Annotated in this window: 16 protein-coding genes; 1 reads left to right on the top strand and 15 read right to left on the bottom strand. The window is 72.7% G+C overall.

Annotation, left to right across the window (positions count from 1 at the left end; translation table 11 throughout):
• Positions 1–36 precede the first annotated feature (36 nt).
• The 11 genes from KJP73_RS01900 to KJP73_RS01850 all read right to left on the bottom strand — a co-directional run bounded on the left by KJP73_RS01900 (position 37) and on the right by KJP73_RS01850 (position 12,587).
• Positions 37–903: a carbohydrate ABC transporter permease gene (locus KJP73_RS01900; protein WP_213281065.1), complete on the bottom strand. Its 867-nt coding sequence runs from the start codon at positions 901–903 to the stop codon at positions 37–39.
• Positions 900–1,847 carry a carbohydrate ABC transporter permease gene (locus tag KJP73_RS01895; RefSeq protein ID WP_249669016.1) on the bottom strand — a complete coding sequence of 316 codons (948 nt, stop codon included), beginning with the start codon at positions 1,845–1,847 and terminating at the stop codon, positions 900–902. The genes KJP73_RS01900 and KJP73_RS01895 overlap by 4 nt, the downstream gene beginning before the upstream one ends.
• The gene (locus KJP73_RS01890) at positions 1,844–3,241 is read right to left on the bottom strand and encodes an ABC transporter substrate-binding protein (protein WP_213281064.1); all 1,398 of its coding nucleotides are present in this window, start codon (positions 3,239–3,241) and stop codon (positions 1,844–1,846) included. Before KJP73_RS01890 ends, KJP73_RS01895 begins: the two co-directional genes overlap by 4 nt.
• A gap of 92 nt (positions 3,242–3,333) precedes the next feature.
• Positions 3,334–4,041: a DUF1361 domain-containing protein gene (locus tag KJP73_RS01885; RefSeq protein WP_213281063.1), complete on the bottom strand. Its 708-nt coding sequence runs from the start codon at positions 4,039–4,041 to the stop codon at positions 3,334–3,336.
• Between the two features lie 96 nt (positions 4,042–4,137).
• Positions 4,138–5,793, bottom strand: a complete 1,656-nt coding sequence (gene cimA / locus KJP73_RS01880; RefSeq protein ID WP_283770205.1) for a citramalate synthase — start codon at positions 5,791–5,793, stop codon at positions 4,138–4,140.
• 347 nt (positions 5,794–6,140) lie between these two features.
• The gene (locus KJP73_RS01875; RefSeq protein WP_213281062.1) at positions 6,141–7,250 is read right to left on the bottom strand and encodes a branched-chain amino acid aminotransferase; all 1,110 of its coding nucleotides are present in this window, start codon (positions 7,248–7,250) and stop codon (positions 6,141–6,143) included.
• A gap of 113 nt (positions 7,251–7,363) precedes the next feature.
• Entirely contained in the window at positions 7,364–8,407 is a 1,044-nt protein-coding gene (locus KJP73_RS01870) for a 3-isopropylmalate dehydrogenase (protein WP_213281061.1), read from the bottom strand.
• 44 nt (positions 8,408–8,451) lie between these two features.
• A complete protein-coding gene (locus tag KJP73_RS01865; protein WP_213281060.1) occupies positions 8,452–8,985 on the bottom strand; it encodes an ASCH domain-containing protein in 534 nt (177 codons plus the stop codon).
• Between the two features lie 106 nt (positions 8,986–9,091).
• Positions 9,092–10,120 carry a ketol-acid reductoisomerase gene (gene ilvC / locus KJP73_RS01860; protein ID WP_213281059.1) on the bottom strand — a complete coding sequence of 343 codons (1,029 nt, stop codon included), beginning with the start codon at positions 10,118–10,120 and terminating at the stop codon, positions 9,092–9,094.
• A 45-nt stretch (positions 10,121–10,165) separates the two neighbouring features.
• Positions 10,166–10,690 carry an acetolactate synthase small subunit gene (gene ilvN, locus KJP73_RS01855; protein ID WP_213281058.1) on the bottom strand — a complete coding sequence of 175 codons (525 nt, stop codon included), beginning with the start codon at positions 10,688–10,690 and terminating at the stop codon, positions 10,166–10,168.
• Between the two features lie 22 nt (positions 10,691–10,712).
• Positions 10,713–12,587 carry an acetolactate synthase large subunit gene (locus KJP73_RS01850; protein ID WP_213281057.1) on the bottom strand — a complete coding sequence of 625 codons (1,875 nt, stop codon included), beginning with the start codon at positions 12,585–12,587 and terminating at the stop codon, positions 10,713–10,715.
• Between the two features lie 417 nt (positions 12,588–13,004).
• On the opposite strand from KJP73_RS01850, the gene KJP73_RS01845 reads away from it, so the two are divergent.
• On the top strand, positions 13,005–13,667 hold the full coding sequence (locus tag KJP73_RS01845) for an AMIN-like domain-containing (lipo)protein (protein ID WP_213281056.1): 663 nt from the start codon (positions 13,005–13,007) through the stop codon (positions 13,665–13,667).
• A gap of 47 nt (positions 13,668–13,714) precedes the next feature.
• Here the strand turns inward: KJP73_RS01845 and KJP73_RS01840 are convergent, their stop codons facing one another.
• The 4 genes from KJP73_RS01840 to ilvD form a co-directional block, all read right to left on the bottom strand.
• Positions 13,715–15,439: a glycoside hydrolase family 13 protein gene (locus KJP73_RS01840; RefSeq protein ID WP_213281055.1), complete on the bottom strand. Its 1,725-nt coding sequence runs from the start codon at positions 15,437–15,439 to the stop codon at positions 13,715–13,717.
• A 41-nt stretch (positions 15,440–15,480) separates the two neighbouring features.
• Positions 15,481–16,473 carry an ABC transporter permease subunit gene (locus tag KJP73_RS01835; protein WP_213281054.1) on the bottom strand — a complete coding sequence of 331 codons (993 nt, stop codon included), beginning with the start codon at positions 16,471–16,473 and terminating at the stop codon, positions 15,481–15,483.
• A complete protein-coding gene (locus KJP73_RS01830) occupies positions 16,470–17,462 on the bottom strand; it encodes an ABC transporter ATP-binding protein (RefSeq protein WP_213281053.1) in 993 nt (330 codons plus the stop codon). Before KJP73_RS01830 ends, KJP73_RS01835 begins: the two co-directional genes overlap by 4 nt.
• Before the next feature lie 81 nt (positions 17,463–17,543).
• Positions 17,544–19,253, bottom strand: a complete 1,710-nt coding sequence (gene ilvD / locus KJP73_RS01825) for a dihydroxy-acid dehydratase (protein WP_213281052.1) — start codon at positions 19,251–19,253, stop codon at positions 17,544–17,546.
• Positions 19,254–19,267: the final 14 nt, after the last annotated feature.

Raw genomic sequence — 19,267 nt, 5'->3', positions numbered from 1 at the left:
GTCGGCACGGGCGCCAGTCCTTCTCGTCGTCGGGCGTCAGCCCTTGTCGGCGCCGGCCGCCAGACCGTCGGTGAGCTTCCGCTCGGCGAGCGCGTACAGCAGCACGATCGGGATCGTGAGCAGCACCGAGCCGGCCATCAGCACCGTCTTGGGCACCTCCACGCCGTTCGACAGCTGCGACAGCCCGAGGGAGACGGTCCAGAGGTCGCGCTTCGCGGTGAGGAACAGCAGCGCGAACAGGAACTCGTTCCAGGCGATCATGAACACGTACAGCAGCGTCGACATGATGGTCGGCATCGCCAGCGGCACGGTGATGAGCCGCATCGTCTGCAGCCGGCTCGCGCCGTCCACGCGCGCCGCCTCGTCGATCGACACGGGGATCGTGTCGAAGTAGTTGCGCAGCATGTGGATCGACACCGGGATGTTGAGCGCCACGTAGACGATGATCAGGCCGACCAGCGACTCGCGGATCCCCATGCGGGAAAACGCCACGAACAGCGGGATCGCGATGATGATCGCCGGGAACATGTACACGACCAGGAACAGCGACGACAGGTGCCGGCGCCCGACGAAGCGCAGCCGGGACACCGCGTACGAGCCGGGGATCACCAGCAGCATCGTCACCGCCGCCGTCACGACCGCCACCAGGGCGGAGTTGCCCATGAACCCGGCGAACCCCTGACCCCCCTCGGACTGCGGCGCCAGCACCTGCCGGTAGGTGTCGAAGGTGAGCTGGTCGGGCGGGATCACCAGCCGGTCGGGCTGCCGCAGCAGCTCTTCGATCGGCACGAAGCTGAGCAGGACCATGTAGTAGAACGGGAACACCGCGGCGATCAGCAGGAGCGTGATCAGGACGGGGCGTGCGACGGCGAGCACGCGACGCTCGACGGCGAGGCGGTTCACGGCTGGGTCTCCTTCCGGCCGACGAGGACGAAGTAGGCCGCGAGCAGCGCGCCCAGGACGATCGCGAGGACCATCGCCGTGGTCGCCCCGCCGCCGATGTCGAACGACCCGACGAGCTGGTTGTAGACCCGGACGGCCGCGACCTCGGTGCCCGCGGCACCGCCGGTGAGCAGGTACACGTCGTCGAACTTGTTGAACGTCATGATCAGGCGCAGCACGGACAGCAGCGCCAGCACCGGCATGAGCTGCGGGAGCGTGACGTAGCGGAACGTCTGGGTGGGCGTGGCGCCGTCGAGCACGGCGGCCTCGTCGATGTCCTTCGGCAGGGCCGTCATCCGCGCCGCGATGAAGATCAGGGCGAACGGGAAGTACCGCCAGATCTCGAACGCGATGACCGTCGCGAGCGCGTACGGCGCCCGGCCGAGGAAGTCGATCGGCTGGTCCCAGCCCAGCAGGTCGGTGCCCCAGATGTTCACGATGCCGAACTGCGGGTTGAGCATCATCTGCCAGACGAACGTCATCGCCACGACCGGCGCGACGTACGGCAGCAGCAGGAGCGCCCGGACCACGCCGCGGCCGCGGAACCTGCTGCGCAGCGCGAGCGCCGCCGCCAGCCCGAGCGCGATGGAGCCCGCCGTGGTGCACACGGAGTAGACGACGGTGGTCCACAGCGAGCGCCAGAACCCCGTCGACGTCAGCACGTCGACGTAGTTCTGCAGCGTGAACGTGCCGAACAGCTCGCCGCGGCGCAGCGTGGTGAGCGAGACGTCCTGGAACGACAGCACCAGGTTCCAGATGATCGGGACCACGATGGTGACGCCGATGATGATCGAGGCCGGCAGCACCAGGCCGATGCCCTCGAGGTGCGCCCTGCGGCGCGCCGCCCGCTGCTGGGGCCGTTCCGCCGCCGGCGTGCCGGTCGGCCGTGCCTGCAGCGCGGTCACGACAGGCCTGCCGCGATGTCGGCGACGGCCTGGTCGGCCTGCCGCGCCGCGCCCTCGGCGTCGAGCGCGCCGGCGGCCAGGTCCGAGATCGCCTTCGGGATCGGGAGCTGGGTGGTGACGGGACCGAGCAGCGCGCCGTGGCCGGAGGTGATGGCCCACCGGTCGAGCGTGGTCGGTGCCGCCGCGATGGTCGCGACCACCTCGGGTCCGTAGACCTCGGCCATGGGTGCCTTGGCGTCGACGCCCATCTCGAGGGTGTCCCACGCCGCGCTGAACCGGTCCGGGTCCTCCGGGGTGCCGGTCCGGACGGGGATCTTGCCCTCGGGTGCCTGGCGCATCCAGTCCTCGTACCCCTCGTCCATGACGAACTCGATGTACTGCTGAGCGAGGTCGGTGTCGGCGTCGTCCATCACGGCGAAGTTCTGCACCTCGCCGTACGAGCCGGGGTCGTCGGTGTCCGGGCCGGCGACCGTCGTGATCACCCCGCTGTTCGCGGCCAGGAACCCCGGGTCGTCCAGGCACTCCGGGCACGTCGGCAGGGCGTCGTTCCGCAGCCCGGCGAGCTCGTCGAGCAGGAACGTGGACCACATCACCATCGCCGACTGGCCTGCGAAGTAGGTGGCGCGCGTCGAGTCGACGCTCTGCGTGCCCGCCGGGGAGTAGTCGGAGGCGAGCGCCTCGTAGAGCTCCCAGGTCGCCTGGCAGGCGGGCGACTCCAGCGCGGCCTCGCCGTCGTCGTCGACGAGCTCGCAGCCGTTGCCCAGCGCGAGGGACTCGAAGGTCTGCGAGGTGAACACGTCGGCGGCGTCGGTGGCGAGCGAGATGCCGAACCGCCCGTCGGTGGTCAGCTCCCGCGCCGCCGTCTCCAGCGCCTCGAAGGTGGTGGGCGGCTCCAGGCCGGCCTCCTCGAACAGGTCGGTCCGGTAGACGAGGATCTGCGACCACGCGTCGGACGGGACGCCGACCTGCACGTCGCCGTCGCGGGACAGCGCGAGCGCCGCCTCGGCGAACGTCTCCTCCCCCAGGGCCTCGACGACCTCGGCGTTGGCGGCGGTGTCGACGAGCTCCTGGCCGGCGAGCTGCCGGACGAAGGAGAGGCTGAGCAGCGACACGACGTCCGGCAGCTCGCCGGACAGCGCCGCGGACTGGATCAGCTGGACGGTCTGCGACTCCTCCACGGGCACGAGCTCCACCTCGATGCCGGTGGCCGCGGTGAACGCCTCGTCGATCTCGCGCTGGACCGCGATCCGCGGCTCCTGCGTCTCCATGGTCCACACGACGAGCCGGTCGTCCGGCCCGCCGAGATCACCGCCCGCGCAGGCGGTCGTGGCCAGGACGCCGGCGACGGCGGCCAGACCGACGGCGCGACGGCGCGCCGTTCGTGGAGTCAGCATGTTCGCTCCCCAGTGAGCCGGACAGTACTTATGCATACTGGCATGACAGAAGGCGTCTAGCCAATAGCACTATGGGCCCGACGGGGCGCTCCTCACGCCTCCAGCAGGAGGACGCCGCGCACCAGCGGCCCGATCACCACCAGGTACATCAGCCCGAAGAACACCCCGGCCACCAGCGTGAACCCCGCCGCGGAGGCGGCCCGCCCGGGCTCGCGCAGGTGCCGCACCACCTTCGCCGCGAGCGACCACGGGTGCAGCACGTCCCAGGTGTTCACGCGGATGTTCCTGCCGAGGTAGATGCCGAAGGCCGCCAGCACCAGCACGACGACCACCAGCACCCGCACCTCGGTCCCCTCCAGCGCACGCACCTCGTTGAACCGGAGCGCGGCGTACGCGAGCTGCACGAGGAGCACGTTGAACAGCATGTTGAGCACGCCGGACATCGCCAGCGACAGCACGAGGAGCACGTCGTACCACTCGGGCACCCGCTCCCCCGGCCGCCGGTGCGACAGGTTGAGCTCCGTGACCAGGTAGCCGGCGTTGGGCAGGAGCAGCAGCCAGACCAGCACGACCACGACCTCGAGCGCGGCGGCGACCGGCACCGGCAGACCGGCGGCGAGCACGACCGCGACCAGCAGGACCCCCACGCCCAGGACGACCACGGGCGCGACGGACAGCGCGACGTTGAGCAGCATCGGCCGGTACAGGCGGGTGCGGAACAGCGGGGCCCGCGCCAGGACCAGCACGACGGCGAGGACGTTCATCCCCACGATGCCCAGCACGGTGTCGTTGAACAGCACGCGGGTCCCCCCGTCGCCACGCCCCGGCGCCTGGTGCGCCGCGGCTCGCCCGGGTCGGACGATACCGACGGCGCGACGTCCCCGCGGGTCAGCGCCTCAGCGCGGCACGACCCCCCGGTTCCGCAGGCCCCAGATCGCCGAGTCCGTCAGCGCCTCCCACGACGCCTCGATGAGGTTCGGCCCCACCCCGACGGTGCTCCAGGCGGTCTGGCCGTCGGTGGTCTCGATGAGCACGCGCGTGACAGCGTCGGTGCCGTGCATCGCGTCGAGGATGCGGACCTTAAAGTCGATCAGCTCGAACTCGGCGAGCTCCGGGTACACCCGCTGCAGCGCGAGGCGCAGGGCGTGGTCCAGGGCGTTCACCGGGCCGTTGCCCTCCCCGGTCGCGACGACGCGCTCGCCGCCGGCGTGCAGCTTCACGGTGGCCTCCGCGGTGGCGGGGGTACCGCGGGAGCCCGCGCGCTCGACGATGGTCCGCCAGCTCTCGACCCGGAAGTACGCGGGGCGGGCGCCGTCGACCTCCTCGGCGAGCAGCAGCTCGAACGAGGCGTCGGCCGCGTCGTAGGTGTAGCCCTGCGCCTCGGCGTCCTTGATCCGGTTGGTGACCCGGGTCAGCACGTCGTCCTGCCCGGCGAGGTCGAAGCCCAGCTCGCGCCCCTTGAGCTCCACCGACGCGCGACCGGCCATCTCGGAGACCAGCATCCGCATGCCGTTGCCGACCGCCTGCGGGTCGATGTGCTGGTAGAGGTCGGGGTCGACGCGGATCGCCGAGGCGTGCAGGCCGGCCTTGTGCGCGAACGCGCTCACGCCGACGTACGGCTGCCGGGCGAACGGCGCGATGTTGGTGATCTCGCTGATCTGGTGCGCGATCCGGGTCATCCCCGCGAGCCCGCCGGAGCCGTCGTCGGGCGGGACGAGCACGCTCCGGCCGGTCTTGAGCTCCAGGTTGGCGACGACGGCCAGCAGGTCCGCGTTGCCGGTGCGCTCGCCGTAGCCGTTGACGGTGCCCTGCACGTGCACGGCGCCCGCCTCGACCGCCGCCAGGCTGTTCGCGACGGCGCAGCCGGAGTCGTTGTGGGCGTGCACGCCGAGCCGGGTCAGGGCGCCCGCGGTCCCGAGCGCGGCCCGCAGGTCACGGACCACCTCCGCGACGCCGGCGGGCAGCATCCCGCCGTTGGTGTCGCACAGCACGACGGTCTCCGCCCCCGCCTCGACCGCCGCGAGCACGACGTCACGCGCGTACGCGGGGTCGTGCCGGAAGCCGTCGAAGAAGTGCTCCGCGTCGACCACCACGCGCCGGCCCTCCTGGGCCAGCAGCCGCACCGAGTCCGCGACCATCGCGAGGTTCTCCGGCCCGGTCGTGCGCAGCGCCCGCTCGACGTGCCGGGAGTCGCTCTTGGCGACCAGCGTGACGACCGGCGCCTCGGAGTCGAGCAGCGCCCGCAGCTGCGGGTCGTCCCACGCCCGCACGCCCGGCTTGCGGGTCGCGCCGAACGCCGCGAGCACCGCGTGCCGCAGGTCGAGCTCCTTGGCCGCCCGCGCGAAGAACTCCGTGTCCTTCGGGATCGCGCCCGGCCAGCCGCCCTCGATGTACCCCACGCCCAGCTCGTCCAGCAGGGGCGCGATCGCGAGCTTGTCGGCGACCGACAGGTTCATGCCCTCCTGCTGGGCGCCGTCGCGCAGCGTCGTGTCGTAGACGTCGAACGCGGCGGGACCGTCGGAGGCGGGGTGGGCCGCGCCGCCGCGGGGCAGCGTGGCGGGGGCGTCGTCGCGGGACTCAGGGGTCACGGTCGTGCTTCTCTCGGCGAGGTGGCGAGGGTCGAGGTGCCGGGGCGTGGGAGGCACAGCAACAAAAAGACCCCCCGGGATCGGGAGGTCGGCGCGTCCGCGGTGGTGGGCGGACGCGCTAGGCGATGACGATCGGGTGACGGTCGGTCATGCGCACATCGTGACACACGCCACGCGACCCGTCAGCCCCGTCCACGCTCCGGACCGCGCGCCCGCACCCCCGCCGAGATCGGCAGCCGGCGGCCGAGGTCGGCAGCTCGAGCTGCCGACCTCGACCGCGCAGTGCCGACCTCGGCGGACGCGGGACCCGCTCACGCCAGGCGGTACATCCAGCCGTTCGGGTCGGCGGCGCGGCCGTACTGGATGTCCGTGAGGCGCTGCCGGATGCTGGCCGTCACCGTCCCGGCGCTGCCGTCGCCGACCGTCTCGTCGAAGTCCGTGCCCGCGAGCCGGCCGATGGGCGTCACGACGGCGGCCGTCCCGCAGGCGAACACCTCGGCGACGCTGCCGTCGCGCAGGCCGGCCAGCAGCTCGGCCAGCGGGATGTCCCGCTCGCGGATCTCCCGGCCGTCCTCGCTCAGCAGCTGCAGGATCGAGGAACGGGTGACGCCCTCGAGGATCGTCCCGGACAGCCGCGGCGTCGACACCGAGCCGTCGGCCCCGATGACGAAGACGTTCATGCCGCCGAGCTCCTCGAGCAGCGTGTTCGTGCTCGCGTCCAGGAAGCACACCTGCTCGCACCCGCGGGCGTAGGCCTCCTGCTGCGGGAGCAGGCTCGCGGCGTAGTTGCCCCCGGTCTTGGCGGCGCCCATCCCCCCGGCGCCGGCGCGGTGGTAGTCCTCCGAGACCCAGATCGACACCGGCTGCACGCCGCCCGCGAAGTACGAGCCCACCGGCGACGCGATGACCAGGTACTCCGCCTGCTGGCTGGGCCGCACGCCGAGGAAGGCCTCCGAGGCGTACATGAACGGCCGCAGGTACAGGCTCGTCTCCTCGCCCGACGGCACCCACGCGACGTCGGTGCGGACCAGGGCCGTCACGGAGCCGAGGAAGTCCTCGGTCGACAGCTCCGGGAGCGCCAGGCGGCGCGCGGAACGCTGCAGCCGCTCGGCGTTCGCCCACGGCCGGAACGTCCACACGGACCCGTCCTCGTGCCGGTACGCCTTCAGGCCCTCGAAGATCTCCTGGGCGTAGTGCAGCACCGCCGTGGCGGGGTCGAGCAGCAGCGGGCCGTACTTCTCGACGCGGCGGTCGTGCCAGCCGAGGCCCTGCGTCCAGGTGACGCGGGCCATGTGGTCGGTGAAGACGGTGCCGAACTTCGGCGTGGCCAGCAGCGACTCCCGCTCGGCGTCGGGCGTGGGGCTGTCGGTGCGGTGGACCTCGAAGGCGGAGCCGAGGTCGGTCGTGTCGGAGATGCTCATGAGTCTGCGGCCTTTCACCAGGAGTCTGATCTGACGGTACCTGGGGCGACGGCCGGATGGGCACGCCTGCGCCCCTCGACCGCGGGTGCGGCGAGGGGCGGGCGCGGGGTCGCTCAGCCGGCGATGCGCGCGGCGAGGTCCTTGCCCACCTCGGCCGTCGACCGTACTCGGCCGGCGCGCTCGAGGACGTCCGCGGCGACGGCCGCCTCGACGCGGGCGGCGGCCTCGGTCTGGCCCAGGTGGTCGAGCAGCAGCGCGACCGACAGCACGGTGGCGGTCGGGTCGGCCTTGCCCTGGCCTGCGATGTCCGGGGCGGAGCCGTGCACGGGCTCGAACATGCTCGGCGTCGTGCGGTCCGGGTTGATGTTCGCGGACGCGGCCAGGCCGATGCCGCCGACGATCGCGCCGGCCAGGTCGGTGAGGATGTCACCGAACAGGTTGTCGGTGACGATCACGTCGAACCGGGACGGGTCCGTCACCAGGAAGATCGTGGCGGCGTCGACGTGCAGGTAGTCGACGGTCACGTCGGGGAACTCGGCGTTCACGGCCTCGACCGTCCGCCGCCACAGGTGGCCGGCGTGCACCAGGACGTTGTGCTTGTGCACGAGGGTCAGCTTCTTTCGGGGGCGCGCGGCAGCCCGGGCGAACGCGTCGCGGACGACCCGCTCGACGCCGAACGCGGTGTTCACGGACACCTCGTTGGCGATCTCGTGCGGCGTGCCGACGCGGATCGCGCCGCCGTTGCCGACGTACGGGCCCTCGGTGCCCTCCCGGACGACGACGAAGTCGACGTCGCCGGGGGCCGCCAGCGGCGACGCCACACCCGGGTAGAGCTTCGCGGGCCGCAGGTTCACGTAGTGGTCCAGGGCGAACCGCAGCCGCAGCAGCAGGCCGCGCTCCAGGACGCCGGACGGGACGGTCGGGTCGCCGATCGCGCCGAGCAGGATCGCGTCGTGCGTGCGGATCGCGGCCAGGTCCTCGTCGGTGAGGGTCTCGCCGGTCGCGTGCCAGCGGCGGGCGCCCAGGTCGAAGTCGGTGGTCGACACGGTGGTGCCGGTGCCGGACAGGGCCGCGTCGAGCGCGAGCAGCCCCTGCTCCACGACCTCGGTGCCGATGCCGTCGCCCGCGACGACCGCCAGGTTGATCTGCTGCGCCATGCTCTCCACCCTAGTGATCCGTCCCACGTCGCGGGACGGTCGTCTTACCTGTCGGACGGCCGCGGGTAGAGCAGCTCGAACCGCTCGGTGACCACCGGCATGTCCGGCGAGAACCGCTCCCCCAGCGGCTCCAGCACCCGGCGCCAGTACTTCTCGTGCTCGACCCGCCACGAGGCGAGGCTCCGGTCGTCCTCGCCCTCGGAGGCCGCGAACTCCTCGTCGACCTCGTCGAACCGCACCGTCTCGACCGCCGTGGTGCGGATGAGGGCCGCGGGGTGCCCCGCCGAGTCCACGATGATCGACAGGTCGCCGCGGACCGGCATCGGCTCGTCCCCGTGCCGGAGCTCGGCGAGCGCGGTGGAGGTGCCCGTCTTCTCGCCGTCGAGCACCGCCGCCAGCAGCGAGTCCGCGAGCGCCGGGTTGTCCCCGAACGACCACGTCGGCGGCACGAGCGTGCCGTGGACGTCGGGCCCCGTGACCGACACGAGCCGGACCACGCCGGCGCGCACCCGGGCGATCTCCCAGAAGGCGAGGATCTCCTCGGGCCGGTGGTCCACAGAGGCTGCGTCGTCCGTCATGCCCCCATCCTCGCCGACTCCGGCCACCCCGACGACGAAGGGGAGAGCCCCGCCGCGACACGCCGGGCGTGTCGGGCGGGGCTCTCCCCTTCGCGGGGCAGGCGGGTCAGCGCGCGGCCGAGCCCTCCACGTAGTCCGTGTCGGACGGCTTGACCCAGGCGAACAGCTTGCGCAGCTCGCGGCCGACGGGCTCGATCGGGTGGTTCTGGCCCTGCTCGCGCAGCTGCTTGAACTCCGGCGCGCCGGCGTCCTGGTCGGCGATGAACCGCTCGGCGAAGGCGCCGTTCTGGATGTCCCCGAGGACGGCCTTCATGTTCTCCTTCACGTCGGGCGTGATGACCCGCGGGCCGGAGACGTAGTCGCCGTACTCGGCGGTGTCGGAGACGGACCAGCGCTGCTTGGTGATGCCGCCCTCGAAGATGAGGTCGACGATCAGCTTGAGCTCGTGCAGCACCTCGAAGTACGCGACCTCGGGCTGGTAGCCGGCCTCGGTCAGGGTCTCGAACCCGTACTGGATCAGCTGCGACACGCCACCGCACAGGACGGCCTGCTCGCCGAACAGGTCGGTCTCGGTCTCCTCGGTGAACGTGGTCTTGATGCCCGCCGCGCGCAGGCCGCCGATGCCCTTGGCGTAGGACAGCGCGAGGTCCCAGGCGGAGCCCGACGCGTCCTGCTCGACGGCGACGATCACGGGCACGCCGCGGCCGTCGACGTACTCGCGGCGCACCAGGTGGCCCGGGCCCTTGGGCGCGACCATGACGATGTCGTGGCCGGCCTCCGGCTTGATGTAGCCGAACCGGATGTTGAAGCCGTGGCCGAAGACCAGGGCCGCGCCCTCGCGCAGGTTCGGGGCGATCTCGTCGCGGTAGATGTGCCGCTGCACCTGGTCCGGCGCGAGGATGACCACGACGTCGGCGCCCTTCACGGCGTCGGCGACCGACGCGACCGCGAGGCCCTCGTTCGCCGCCTTGTCGCGGGACGCGGAGCCCTCGCGGAGGCCGACGGTCACGTCGACGCCCGAGTCGCGCAGGTTGAGCGCGTGCGCGTGCCCCTGGCTGCCGTACCCGATGACGGCGACCTTCTTGCTCTGGATGACCGACAGGTCGGCGTCGTCGTCGTAGAACAGCTCAGCCACGATGGATCTCCTTGATGTGTGCGACAGGTGGTGCAGTGGGACGGGTCAGGCGGACCGGCTGACGCGCTCGAGCGCGCGGTCGGTGATGGAGCGCGGGCCGCGGCCGATGGCCACGGTGCCGGACTGGACGATCTCGCGGATGCCGAACGGCTCCAGGGCCGCGAGCAGCGCCGCGAGCTTCGACGGGCTGCCGGTGGCCTCGATGGTGACGGTGTCCGGGACGACGTCCACGACGTGCGCGCGGAACAGGTCCACCACCTCGAGCACCTGCGTGCGGGTGGCGCCCTCGGCGCGCACCTTCACCAGCAGCAGCTCGCGCCCCACCGAGGAGGCGTCCTCGAGCTCGACGATCTTGATGACGTTGATCAGCTTGTTCAGCTGCTTGGTGACCTGCTCCAGCGGCAGCTCGTCGACGTCGACGACGACCGTGATGCGCGAGATCTCCTCGTGCTCGGTCGGGCCCACGGCCAGGGAGTGGATGTTGAACGAGCGCCGGGCGAACAGGCCCGCGACGCGGGTCAGGACACCGGGCTTGTTCTCCACCAGGACGGAGAGGGTGTGACGGCTCATGGTTGGTCTCTCTCTCGCCGCGTCAGTCTTCGCGGTCCCACGCCGGGCTGATGCCCCGGGCGTACTGGATGTCGTCGTTCGGCACACCGGCGGCGACCATCGGCCACACCATCGCGTCGCGCGAGACGGTGAAGTCCACGACCACGGGCTGGTCGTCGATCTCCATGGCGCGCTTGATCGTCGCGTCCACGTCCGCGAGCGTCTCGCAGCGCAGGCCGACGGCCCCGTAGGAGTCGGCCAGCTTCACGAAGTCCGGGATGCGGCGCGTGCCGTGGCCGGTGTGCAGGTCGGTGTTCGAGTAGCGCGACTCGTAGAACAGCGTCTGCCACTGGCGGACCATGCCCAGCGAGGAGTTGTTGATCACCGCGACCTTGATCGGGATCTCGTTGATCGTGCAGGTCGCGAGCTCCTGGTTGGTCATCTGGAAGCAGCCGTCGCCGTCGATCGCCCACACCGTGCGGTCCGGCGCGCCGACCTTGGCCCCCATCGCGGCGGGCACCGAGAAGCCCATCGTCCCCAGGCCGCCGGAGTTGATCCACGACCTCGGCCGCTGGTACTTGATGAACTGCGCGGACCACATCTGGTGCTGCCCCACGCCCGAGACGAAGATCGACTCCGGGCCCGAGATCTCGCCGATGCGGGAGATGACGTGCTGCGGGGCCAGGTGGCCGTCGGTCGGCTGGTCGTAGCCGAGCGGGAACGTCTCGCGCCACGTGTCGATCTGGCGCCACCAGGCCTCGAGGTCCGGCTTGCCGTGCTGCACGTGCTCGCGGGCGAGCTCCGGCAGCAGGTCGGCGATAACCTCGCGCAGGTCGCCGACGATCGGCACGTCGGCGGTGCGGTTCTTGCCGATCTCCGCCGGGTCGATGTCCGCGTGCACGATGGTCGCGTTCGGCGCGAACGACGAGAGCTTGCCGGTCACGCGGTCGTCGAACCGCGCGCCCAGCGCCACCACGAGGTCCGCCTTCTGCAGGGCGGCCACCGCGGCGACCGTCCCGTGCATGCCGGGCATGCCGAGGTTCTGCGGGTGGGTGTCGGGCAGCGCGCCGCGGGCCATCAGCGTGGTGACGACCGCGGCGCCCGACTCGTCGGTGAGGCGGCGCAGCTCGGCGGACGCGCCGGAGCGGATCACGCCGCCGCCGACCATCAGCACCGGCCGGCGGGCGGTCGCGAGCAGGCGGGCGGCCTCGCGGATCTGCTTGCCGTGCGGCTTGGTCACCGGGTGGTACCCGGGCAGGTCGAGCTGCTGCGGCCAGGTGAACGTCGTGTCCGTCTGCATCGCGGACTTGGCGATGTCCACCAGCACCGGGCCGGGGCGGCCGGTCGACGCGATGTGGAACGCCTCGGCGATGGTGCGCGGGATGTCCGCCGGGTCCGTCACCAGGTAGTTGTGCTTGGTGATGGGCAGCGTGATGCCGACGATGTCGGCCTCCTGGAACGCGTCCGTGCCGATGAGCGACGCCCCGACCTGGCCGGTGATCGCCACCAGCGGGATGGAGTCCATGTTCGCGTCGGCGATCGGCGTCACCAGGTTGGTCGCGCCCGGGCCGGAGGTCGCCATCGTCACGCCGACCTTGCCGGTGGCGTGCGCGTACCCGGCGGCCGCGTGGCCGCCGCCCTGCTCGTGCCGCACGAGGATGTGCCGGAGCCGCTTGGAGTCCATCAGCGGGTCGTACGTCGGCAGGATCGCGCCGCCGGGGATGCCGAACACGACCTCCGCGCCGGCCTCCTCGAGCGAGCGGACGATCGACTTCGCCCCCGTGACCTGCTCGGTGATGACCGCGCGCGGGCGGCTGATCGGCGCCGGCTCGGCCGCGAGGCGCGGCTGCTGCTGCTCGGCGGACGTACCGGGGGCTGCCGGCCTGCGGGGCGGTGCCGGGTGAGGGCCCTGGACCATCGGTGTCTCCTGGCGTCGGTGCTGGTGGAGCGGCTGTGCTGCTGGGTGCTGTGGTGCCGACGGTGGCGCGTCGTCGGCACGAAAAAACCCCTCGGGCCCGTGGGGTCGGGCCGGTCGAGGGGTGCGCGCGCTGACGAAGCCTTCCGTGCGTGGGCTCAGCCGGCGCGCTCGGGAAGTACTACGAGGAGGTTCGTCCGCATGTCCAGGACACTACGCCGCGCCCGCCGAGGTGTCACGCCCGCAGCACGCCGTCTCACATCGTGGTCCACGGGTCCACTCTCCGGACGAACGGCGCGGGGCACCGGTCCCGGGTGGACGGTTCGGACGGACACGCCGTCGGCGTGTCCGCTCGTCCGCTCCACCGTCCCACCGGTGCGGTTGCGGGTGCGGTGGCGGGCGGCGCCCTAGCCTCGGTGGATGCGCCGACCCCGCCACCGTCCGCTGCTCGCTCTCGCCCTCGCCGTGCCGCTCGCCGCCCTCGCCGGGTGCGGCGGCGCCGGCGACGACGACCCGCCGCACTCCTCGGCGCCCGCGCCGCAGGACACGTCGGCGTCGCCGTCCGCCTCGCCCTCGGGCCCGCCGACCGCCTCGCCGTCCGCGTCGGCGGGCACCGAGGACCCCGACGCGGACGCCGCCGCACCGGAGTTCGGCGCCACCGGCGACGCCGAGGCCTCCGCCGGTGCCGCGCTGACGGTGACGGGCCTGCGAATCGGCACGCACGAGGGCTTCGACCGGGTGGTGGTCGACCTCGGCGGGACCGGCACCCCGGGCTGGTTCGTCCAGCGCACCGACCGCGCCGTGGAGGACCCCACGGGGGACGTCGTCGACCTCGGCGGCGACGGGGTGCTGGCGCTCTACGTCACGGGCCTCGGGTACCCCTTCGAGACGGGCGTCACCGAGCTGCCGGTCGGCACCCGCACCCCCGGCGGCACCGTCGTCACCGGCGCCGAGTTCACCGGGACGTTCGAGGGGCAGACGCAGGTCTTCCTCGGCCTGGTCGACCCGCAGGCGCCGTACCGCGTCTTCCTGCTCGAGAACCCCACGCGGATCGTCGTCGACGTGCAGCGCTCGATGGCCTGACTTCGGTGGCCTGACCCCGCGGCCCGACCCGCGGCCGGCACCGCGCGTCAGCGGCGCCGCACCACCACGGCCTCCCACGGCCGCAGCACGCCCGCGCGCGCGCCCTCGGCGGCGTGCGTTCCGAGCACCACGTCGCCCCAGCCGCCGTCGCCGTCGAGCGGCCACGCCTCCCCCAGGTCGACGGCCTGCTCGTCGCCCGACACGTTGACGACCACCAGCAGCGCGTCCCCGTCGAGCGCGCGCGTGAAGGCGTACACCTGCTCGTCCTCGGGCAGCAGCATCGTGAAGTCGCCGAGCGCCACGACCGGGTCGGTGTGCCGCAGCTCGATCAGCCGGCGGTGGTGGTGGAACACGGAGTCCGGGTCCGCGTGCTCCGCGGCGGCGTTGAGCTCGCGGTGGTTCGGGTTGACGTCCAGCCACGGGCGGCCGGTCGTGAACCCGGCGTGCGGCGAGTCGTCCCACTGCACCGGCGTCCGCGCGTTGTCGCGAGACATCGCCGCGAGCCCGGCCAGCAGCTGCTCGTCGGTCGCCGACGCGAGCGTGCGGGCCTGGGCGACGTGGTTCAGCGACTCGATGTCCCGGTACTGGTCGAACCGCGTGAAGTGCGCGTTCGTCATCCCGAGCTCCTCGCCCTGGTAGACGTACGGCGTCCCCCGGTGCAGGTGCAGCAGCGTCGCCAGCGCCTTCGCCGACTCGCGGCGGTACCGGCCGTCGTCGCCGAACCGGGACACCACGCGCGGCTGGTCGTGGTTGTCCCAGTACAGGCTGTTCCAGCCCGCGTCCGCGAGCCCGGCCTGCCACCGCCCGAACGTCGCCTTGAGGTCGGTCAGCCGCAGCGGCTTCGGGTCGAACTTCCCGCCCGGCCCGTGGTCCAGGCCGACGTGCTCGAACTGGAACACCATGTCGACCTCGCGCCGCGCCGGGTCGGTGTACTTCAGTGCCTCGTCGAGCGTCACGCCCGGGGTCTCCCCGACGGTCAGCAGCTGCGCCGCGCGCCCCTCGAACACCTCGCGGTGCATCTCCTGCAGGTACTCGTGCACCCGGGGGCCGTCCGTGTAGTGCGGGCTGCCGTCGCCCCAGACCCCCGCGATGACGGGCCCGTCCGGCAGCGACGTGTCCTTGGAGATCAGGTTGATGACGTCCATCCGGAAGCCGTCGACCCCGCGGTCCAGCCACCAGCGCATCATCGCGTAGACCGCCTGCCGGACCTCCGGGTTCTCCCAGTTCAGGTCCGGCTGCTTGCGGCTGAACAGGTGCAGGTAGTACTCCCCCGACGCCTCGTCCAGCTCCCACGTGGAGCCCGAGAAGAAGGAGTGCCAGTTGGTCGGCTCCGCGCCGGGCTGCCCCGGGGCCATGCCGTCGCGCGCCGGCCGCCACCAGTACCAGTCGCGCTTCGGGCTGTCCGTCGACGACCGGCTCTCGACGAACCACGGGTGCTCGTCGGACGTGTGGTTGACGACGAGGTCCATGAGCAGCTTCATGCCACGCGCGTGCAGCTCGGCGATCAGCTCGTCCAGGTCCGCGAGGGTGCCGAACGACGGGTCGACGTCCTGGTAGTCGCTGATGTCGTAGCCGTTGTCGTCCTGCGGGGAGCGGTAGATCGGCGACAGCCACACCACGTCGACGCCGAGGGCGCTCAGGTGGTCGAGCCGCGAGATGATCCCCCGCAGGTCACCGATCCCGTCGCCGTCCGAGTCCTGGAACGACCTCGGGTAGATCTGGTAGACGACGGCTCGGGTCCACCACGGTGCGTCTTCGACGGTCCAGCCCATGGCTCCGACCTTCTCACGCGTTCCGCGGCCGTGCAGGGACGTCAGTCCACGTCCCGCCGGCGGAAGACCATCGCCCCCACCACCACGACGAGGACCGCGACCGCGGCCACCACGGCGCCGCCCTGCCACACGGACACCGCCCGCTGCGCGGTGCACACCATCGACGCCTCGCCGTCCCCCGGCGGGCACGGGACCTCGACGAAGTAGGCCAGGCCGTTGTCGACCCACGCCTGCAGCCCGCTGCGCAGCGTCCACGGCGTCAGCCGCGGCAGGAACCCCGAGACGGCGGAGTCGACGACCAGCAGCCAGCCGACGCCGATCCCGAGCGCGCCCGCCGCGTTGCGGGTCAGGAAGCCGAGGGCCGCACCGAGCGCCCCGACGACGGCCGCCGCCGCGAGCACGCGCAGCGCCTGCTCGCCGAGGTCCCGCCACACCTCGGCGGTGACGTCGCCGACCGCGTCGTTCACCGTCGCCGCCGCCCACGAGCCGCCGACCGTCAGCGCGAGCGCCACCGCGGTGACCGGCAGCACGCCCAGCGCCGCGACCAGGACCTTGCTCGCGTAGACCCGTCCGCGCCGGGGGACGAAGGTCAGCCACATGCCGAGCGCGCCGGACCCCCACTCGGCGGTGACGAACGTGATGCCCGCCGCGAAGGCGACCAGCAGGAGGAGCATCGTCACGCCCGAGACCCAGGACGTCGCCGTCTCCGCGAACGTCGGCTGCGGGAGCAGGTACCACTCCGCCCGCGGCTCCATGTCGTCGCACGCCCAGTCCGCGTCGGGGACGGTCTCGCGCTCCTGCGCCTCGCCCTCGCGGCAGTCCTCGACGTACTGCTCGCCGTTCTCGGCCCAGTCCGCCTGCGCCTGCGCGAACTGCTCCTCGGCCGAGGCGACGGCCTGCGCCGACGGCGGCCGCGTCGCGCCCCACGCGAGCGCCGCCACCGCGAGACCGGCGACGACCGCGACGACCGCCAGCCAGCGCACCGCCGCCCGGTACCGGAACCTCCGGCCCTCGACCCGCACCAGCCCGGTCATGCCCGCACCCGCCGTCCGTGCGGCGCCGGCCGGCCCTGGTGCGGCGCTGCCGTGCCGTCCGCGTCCGCGCCGGTCAGCGCGAGGAACACCTGCTCCAGGTCCGCGCGCGTGGGGACCAGCTCGTGCAGGTAGAGGCCCGCGTCCGCGAGCGCCCGCGTGATCTCCGCGGGCTGCGGGCCGACCACGCGCAGGGCGTCGGCGCCGTCCGGCCGCACGGACCAGCCCCGCGCACCCAGGACCGCCGCGGCGCGCTCGGGCTCGAGCACGCCCACGCGCGTCTCGGCGGCCTCCGCCGCACCGACGAGGTCCGCCACCCGGCCGCTGGCCACCAGCCGTCCCTGCGTCACGATCGACACGGTGTCCGCGACCTGCTGCACCTCGGCCAGGATGTGGCTCGACACCAGCACGGTCTTCCCCGCGTCGGCGAGCGACCGCATGGTCTGCCGCACCTCGCGGATGCCGGCGGGGTCCAGCCCGTTGGTCGGCTCGTCGAAGATCACGAGGTCCGGGTCCTTCAGCAGCGTCGCGGCGATGGCCAGCCGCTGCTTCATGCCCAGCGAGTACGTCTTCACCGGGCTCGACGACCGGTCCGCGAGCCCCACGTCGGCGAGCACCCGGTCGACCTGCGCCGGCGGCGTCCCGATCGCGGCGGCGAGCAGCTCGAGGTTCCGCCGCCCGGAGAACGCGGGGAAAAACCGGGGCTGCTCGACGATCGCGCCCACGCGCCGCGCCACCTCGGGCAGCGCCTGCGGCACCGGCCGGTCCAGCACCCGCACGGTCCCGGAGTCCGGGCGGATCAGGCCGAGCAGCATCCGGATGGTCGTCGTCTTGCCCGCACCGTTCGGGCCGAGGAACCCGTGCACGCCGCCGAGCGGCACGTCCAGGTCCAGGCCGCCGACGGCGACGACGCGCCGCCCGCGGTGCCGGTAGGTCTTCCGCAGCCCGCGGGTGCTGACGGCGGTGGTCCCCGCCGGCGCCTCGTCCGTCACGCTCGCCCCCTCGCCGGGCGCCGAGCGCGCCCGGGCCGACCCTAGCGGCCGCCCGGGCGCGCCGGTGCGCGTTCCGGCTGCTCAGATGAGGACGGCGCCCTTCGACGCGGACTGCACGAGCTTGGCGTACTTGGCCAGGACGCCCCGGGTGTACCGCGGGGTCAGCGGCTCCCAGCCCACGCGACGGGCGGCGAGCTCGGCCTCGTCGACCAGCAGGTCCAGCGTCGCGTTCGCGACGTCGAGCCGGATGCGGTCGCCGTCCCGCACGAACGCGATCGGCCCGGCGTCGACGGCCTCCGGCGCCACGTGCCCGACGCACAGGCCGGTGGTCCCGCCGGAGAACCGGCCGTCGGTGAGCAGCAGGACGTCCTTGCCGAGGCCCGCGCCCTTGATGGCGCCGGTGATGGCCAGCATCTCGCGCATGCCCGGGCCGCCCTTGGGGCCCTCGTAGCGGATGACCACGACGTCGCCGGCCTGGATCGTGCCGTCCTCCAGCGCGTCCAGGGCCGCGCGCTCCCGCTCGAACACGCGGGCGGTGCCCTCGAAGACGTCGGTGTCGAAGCCCGCGGACTTCACGACCGCGCCCTCCGGGGCCAGCGACCCGTCGAGGATCGTGATGCCGCCGGTGTGGTGGATCGGGTTGTCGAGCGCGCGCAGGATCTTGCCGTCCGGGTCCGGCGGGGTGATGTCCGCCAGGTTCTCCGCCACCGTCTTCCCGGTGACCGTGAGGCAGTCGCCGTGCAGCAGACCCGCGTCGAGCAGCGCCTTCATCACGACGGGCACGCCGCCGATGCGGTCCACGTCGGCCATCACGTACCGGCCGAACGGCTTGAGGTCACCCAGGTGCGGGACCTTGGCGGCGACGCGCTTGAAGTCGTCCAGCGTGAGGTCGACCTCGGCCTCGTGCGCGATGGCCAGCAGGTGCAGCACCGCGTTGGTCGAGCCGCCGAACGCCATGACGACCGCGATGGCGTTCTCGAACGCCTCCTTCGTCATGATCTGCCGCGCGGTGATGCCCTTGCGAAGCAGCTCCACGACGGCCTCGCCCGACTTGTGGGCGAAGTTGTCGCGGCGCCGGTCGGCGCTCGGCGGGGCGGCGGAGCCCGGCAGCGACATGCCCATCGCCTCGGCGACGGACGCCATCGTGTTCGCGGTGTACATGCCGCCGCACGCGCCCTCGCCCGGGCAGATGGCCCGCTCGATGCGGTCCAGGTCGCCCTTGCTCATCAGCCCCCGCGCGCAGGCGCCGACGGCCTCGAACGCGTCGATCAGCGTGACGTCCTTCTCCGTGCCGTCCTCGAGCTTCACCCAGCCCGGCATGATCGAGCCGGCGTAGAGGAAGACGCTCGACAGGTCCAGGCGGGCGGCGGCCATCAGCATGCCCGGCAGCGACTTGTCGCAGCCCGCCAGCAGCACGGAGCCGTCCAGGCGCTCGGCCTGCATGACCGTCTCGACGCTGTCCGCGATGATGTCGCGGCTCACGAGGGAGAAGTGCATGCCCTCGTGGCCCATCGAGATGCCGTCCGAGACGGAGATGGTGCCGAACTCCAGCGGGTAGCCCCCGCCGGCGTGCACGCCGTTCTTCACGGCCTGCGCGAGCCGCTGCAGCGACAGGTTGCAGGGCGTGATCTCGTTCCAGGAGCTCGCGACGCCGATCTGCGGCTTGACCCAGTCGTCGTCGCCCATGCCGACGGCACGGAGCATGCCGCGGGACGCGGTGGCCTCGATGCCGTCCGTGACCTGGCGCGACCGGGGCTTGATGTCCGGCGTCTGCGGAGAGGTGGTCGTCATGAGCCGAGCGTAAG

The organism is Cellulomonas hominis (assembly GCF_901521055.1).
Classification (GTDB): domain Bacteria; phylum Actinomycetota; class Actinomycetes; order Actinomycetales; family Cellulomonadaceae; genus Cellulomonas; species Cellulomonas endometrii.
Note: the sequence above shows the minus strand (reverse complement) of the source record. Positions and strands in the feature narration are given on the sequence as shown.

What these genes read in the sequence shown, in the direction of transcription:
- KJP73_RS01870 (WP_213281061.1), bottom strand. Translation starts at nt 8,407, where the DNA reads ATGGCGCAGCAGATCAACCTGGCGGTCGTCGCGGGCGACGGCATCGGC.
- KJP73_RS01865 (WP_213281060.1), bottom strand. Translation starts at nt 8,985, where the DNA reads ATGACGGACGACGCAGCCTCTGTGGACCACCGGCCCGAGGAGATCCTC.
- KJP73_RS01845 (WP_213281056.1), top strand. Translation starts at nt 13,005, where the DNA reads ATGCGCCGACCCCGCCACCGTCCGCTGCTCGCTCTCGCCCTCGCCGTG.
- KJP73_RS01850 (WP_213281057.1), bottom strand. Translation starts at nt 12,587, where the DNA reads ATGGTCCAGGGCCCTCACCCGGCACCGCCCCGCAGGCCGGCAGCCCCC.
- KJP73_RS01840 (WP_213281055.1), bottom strand. Translation starts at nt 15,439, where the DNA reads ATGGGCTGGACCGTCGAAGACGCACCGTGGTGGACCCGAGCCGTCGTC.
- KJP73_RS01875 (WP_213281062.1), bottom strand. Translation starts at nt 7,250, where the DNA reads ATGAGCATCTCCGACACGACCGACCTCGGCTCCGCCTTCGAGGTCCAC.
- KJP73_RS01890 (WP_213281064.1), bottom strand. Translation starts at nt 3,241, where the DNA reads ATGCTGACTCCACGAACGGCGCGCCGTCGCGCCGTCGGTCTGGCCGCC.
- ilvD (WP_213281052.1), bottom strand. Translation starts at nt 19,253, where the DNA reads ATGACGACCACCTCTCCGCAGACGCCGGACATCAAGCCCCGGTCGCGC.
- KJP73_RS01835 (WP_213281054.1), bottom strand. Translation starts at nt 16,473, where the DNA reads ATGACCGGGCTGGTGCGGGTCGAGGGCCGGAGGTTCCGGTACCGGGCG.
- ilvN (WP_213281058.1), bottom strand. Translation starts at nt 10,690, where the DNA reads ATGAGCCGTCACACCCTCTCCGTCCTGGTGGAGAACAAGCCCGGTGTC.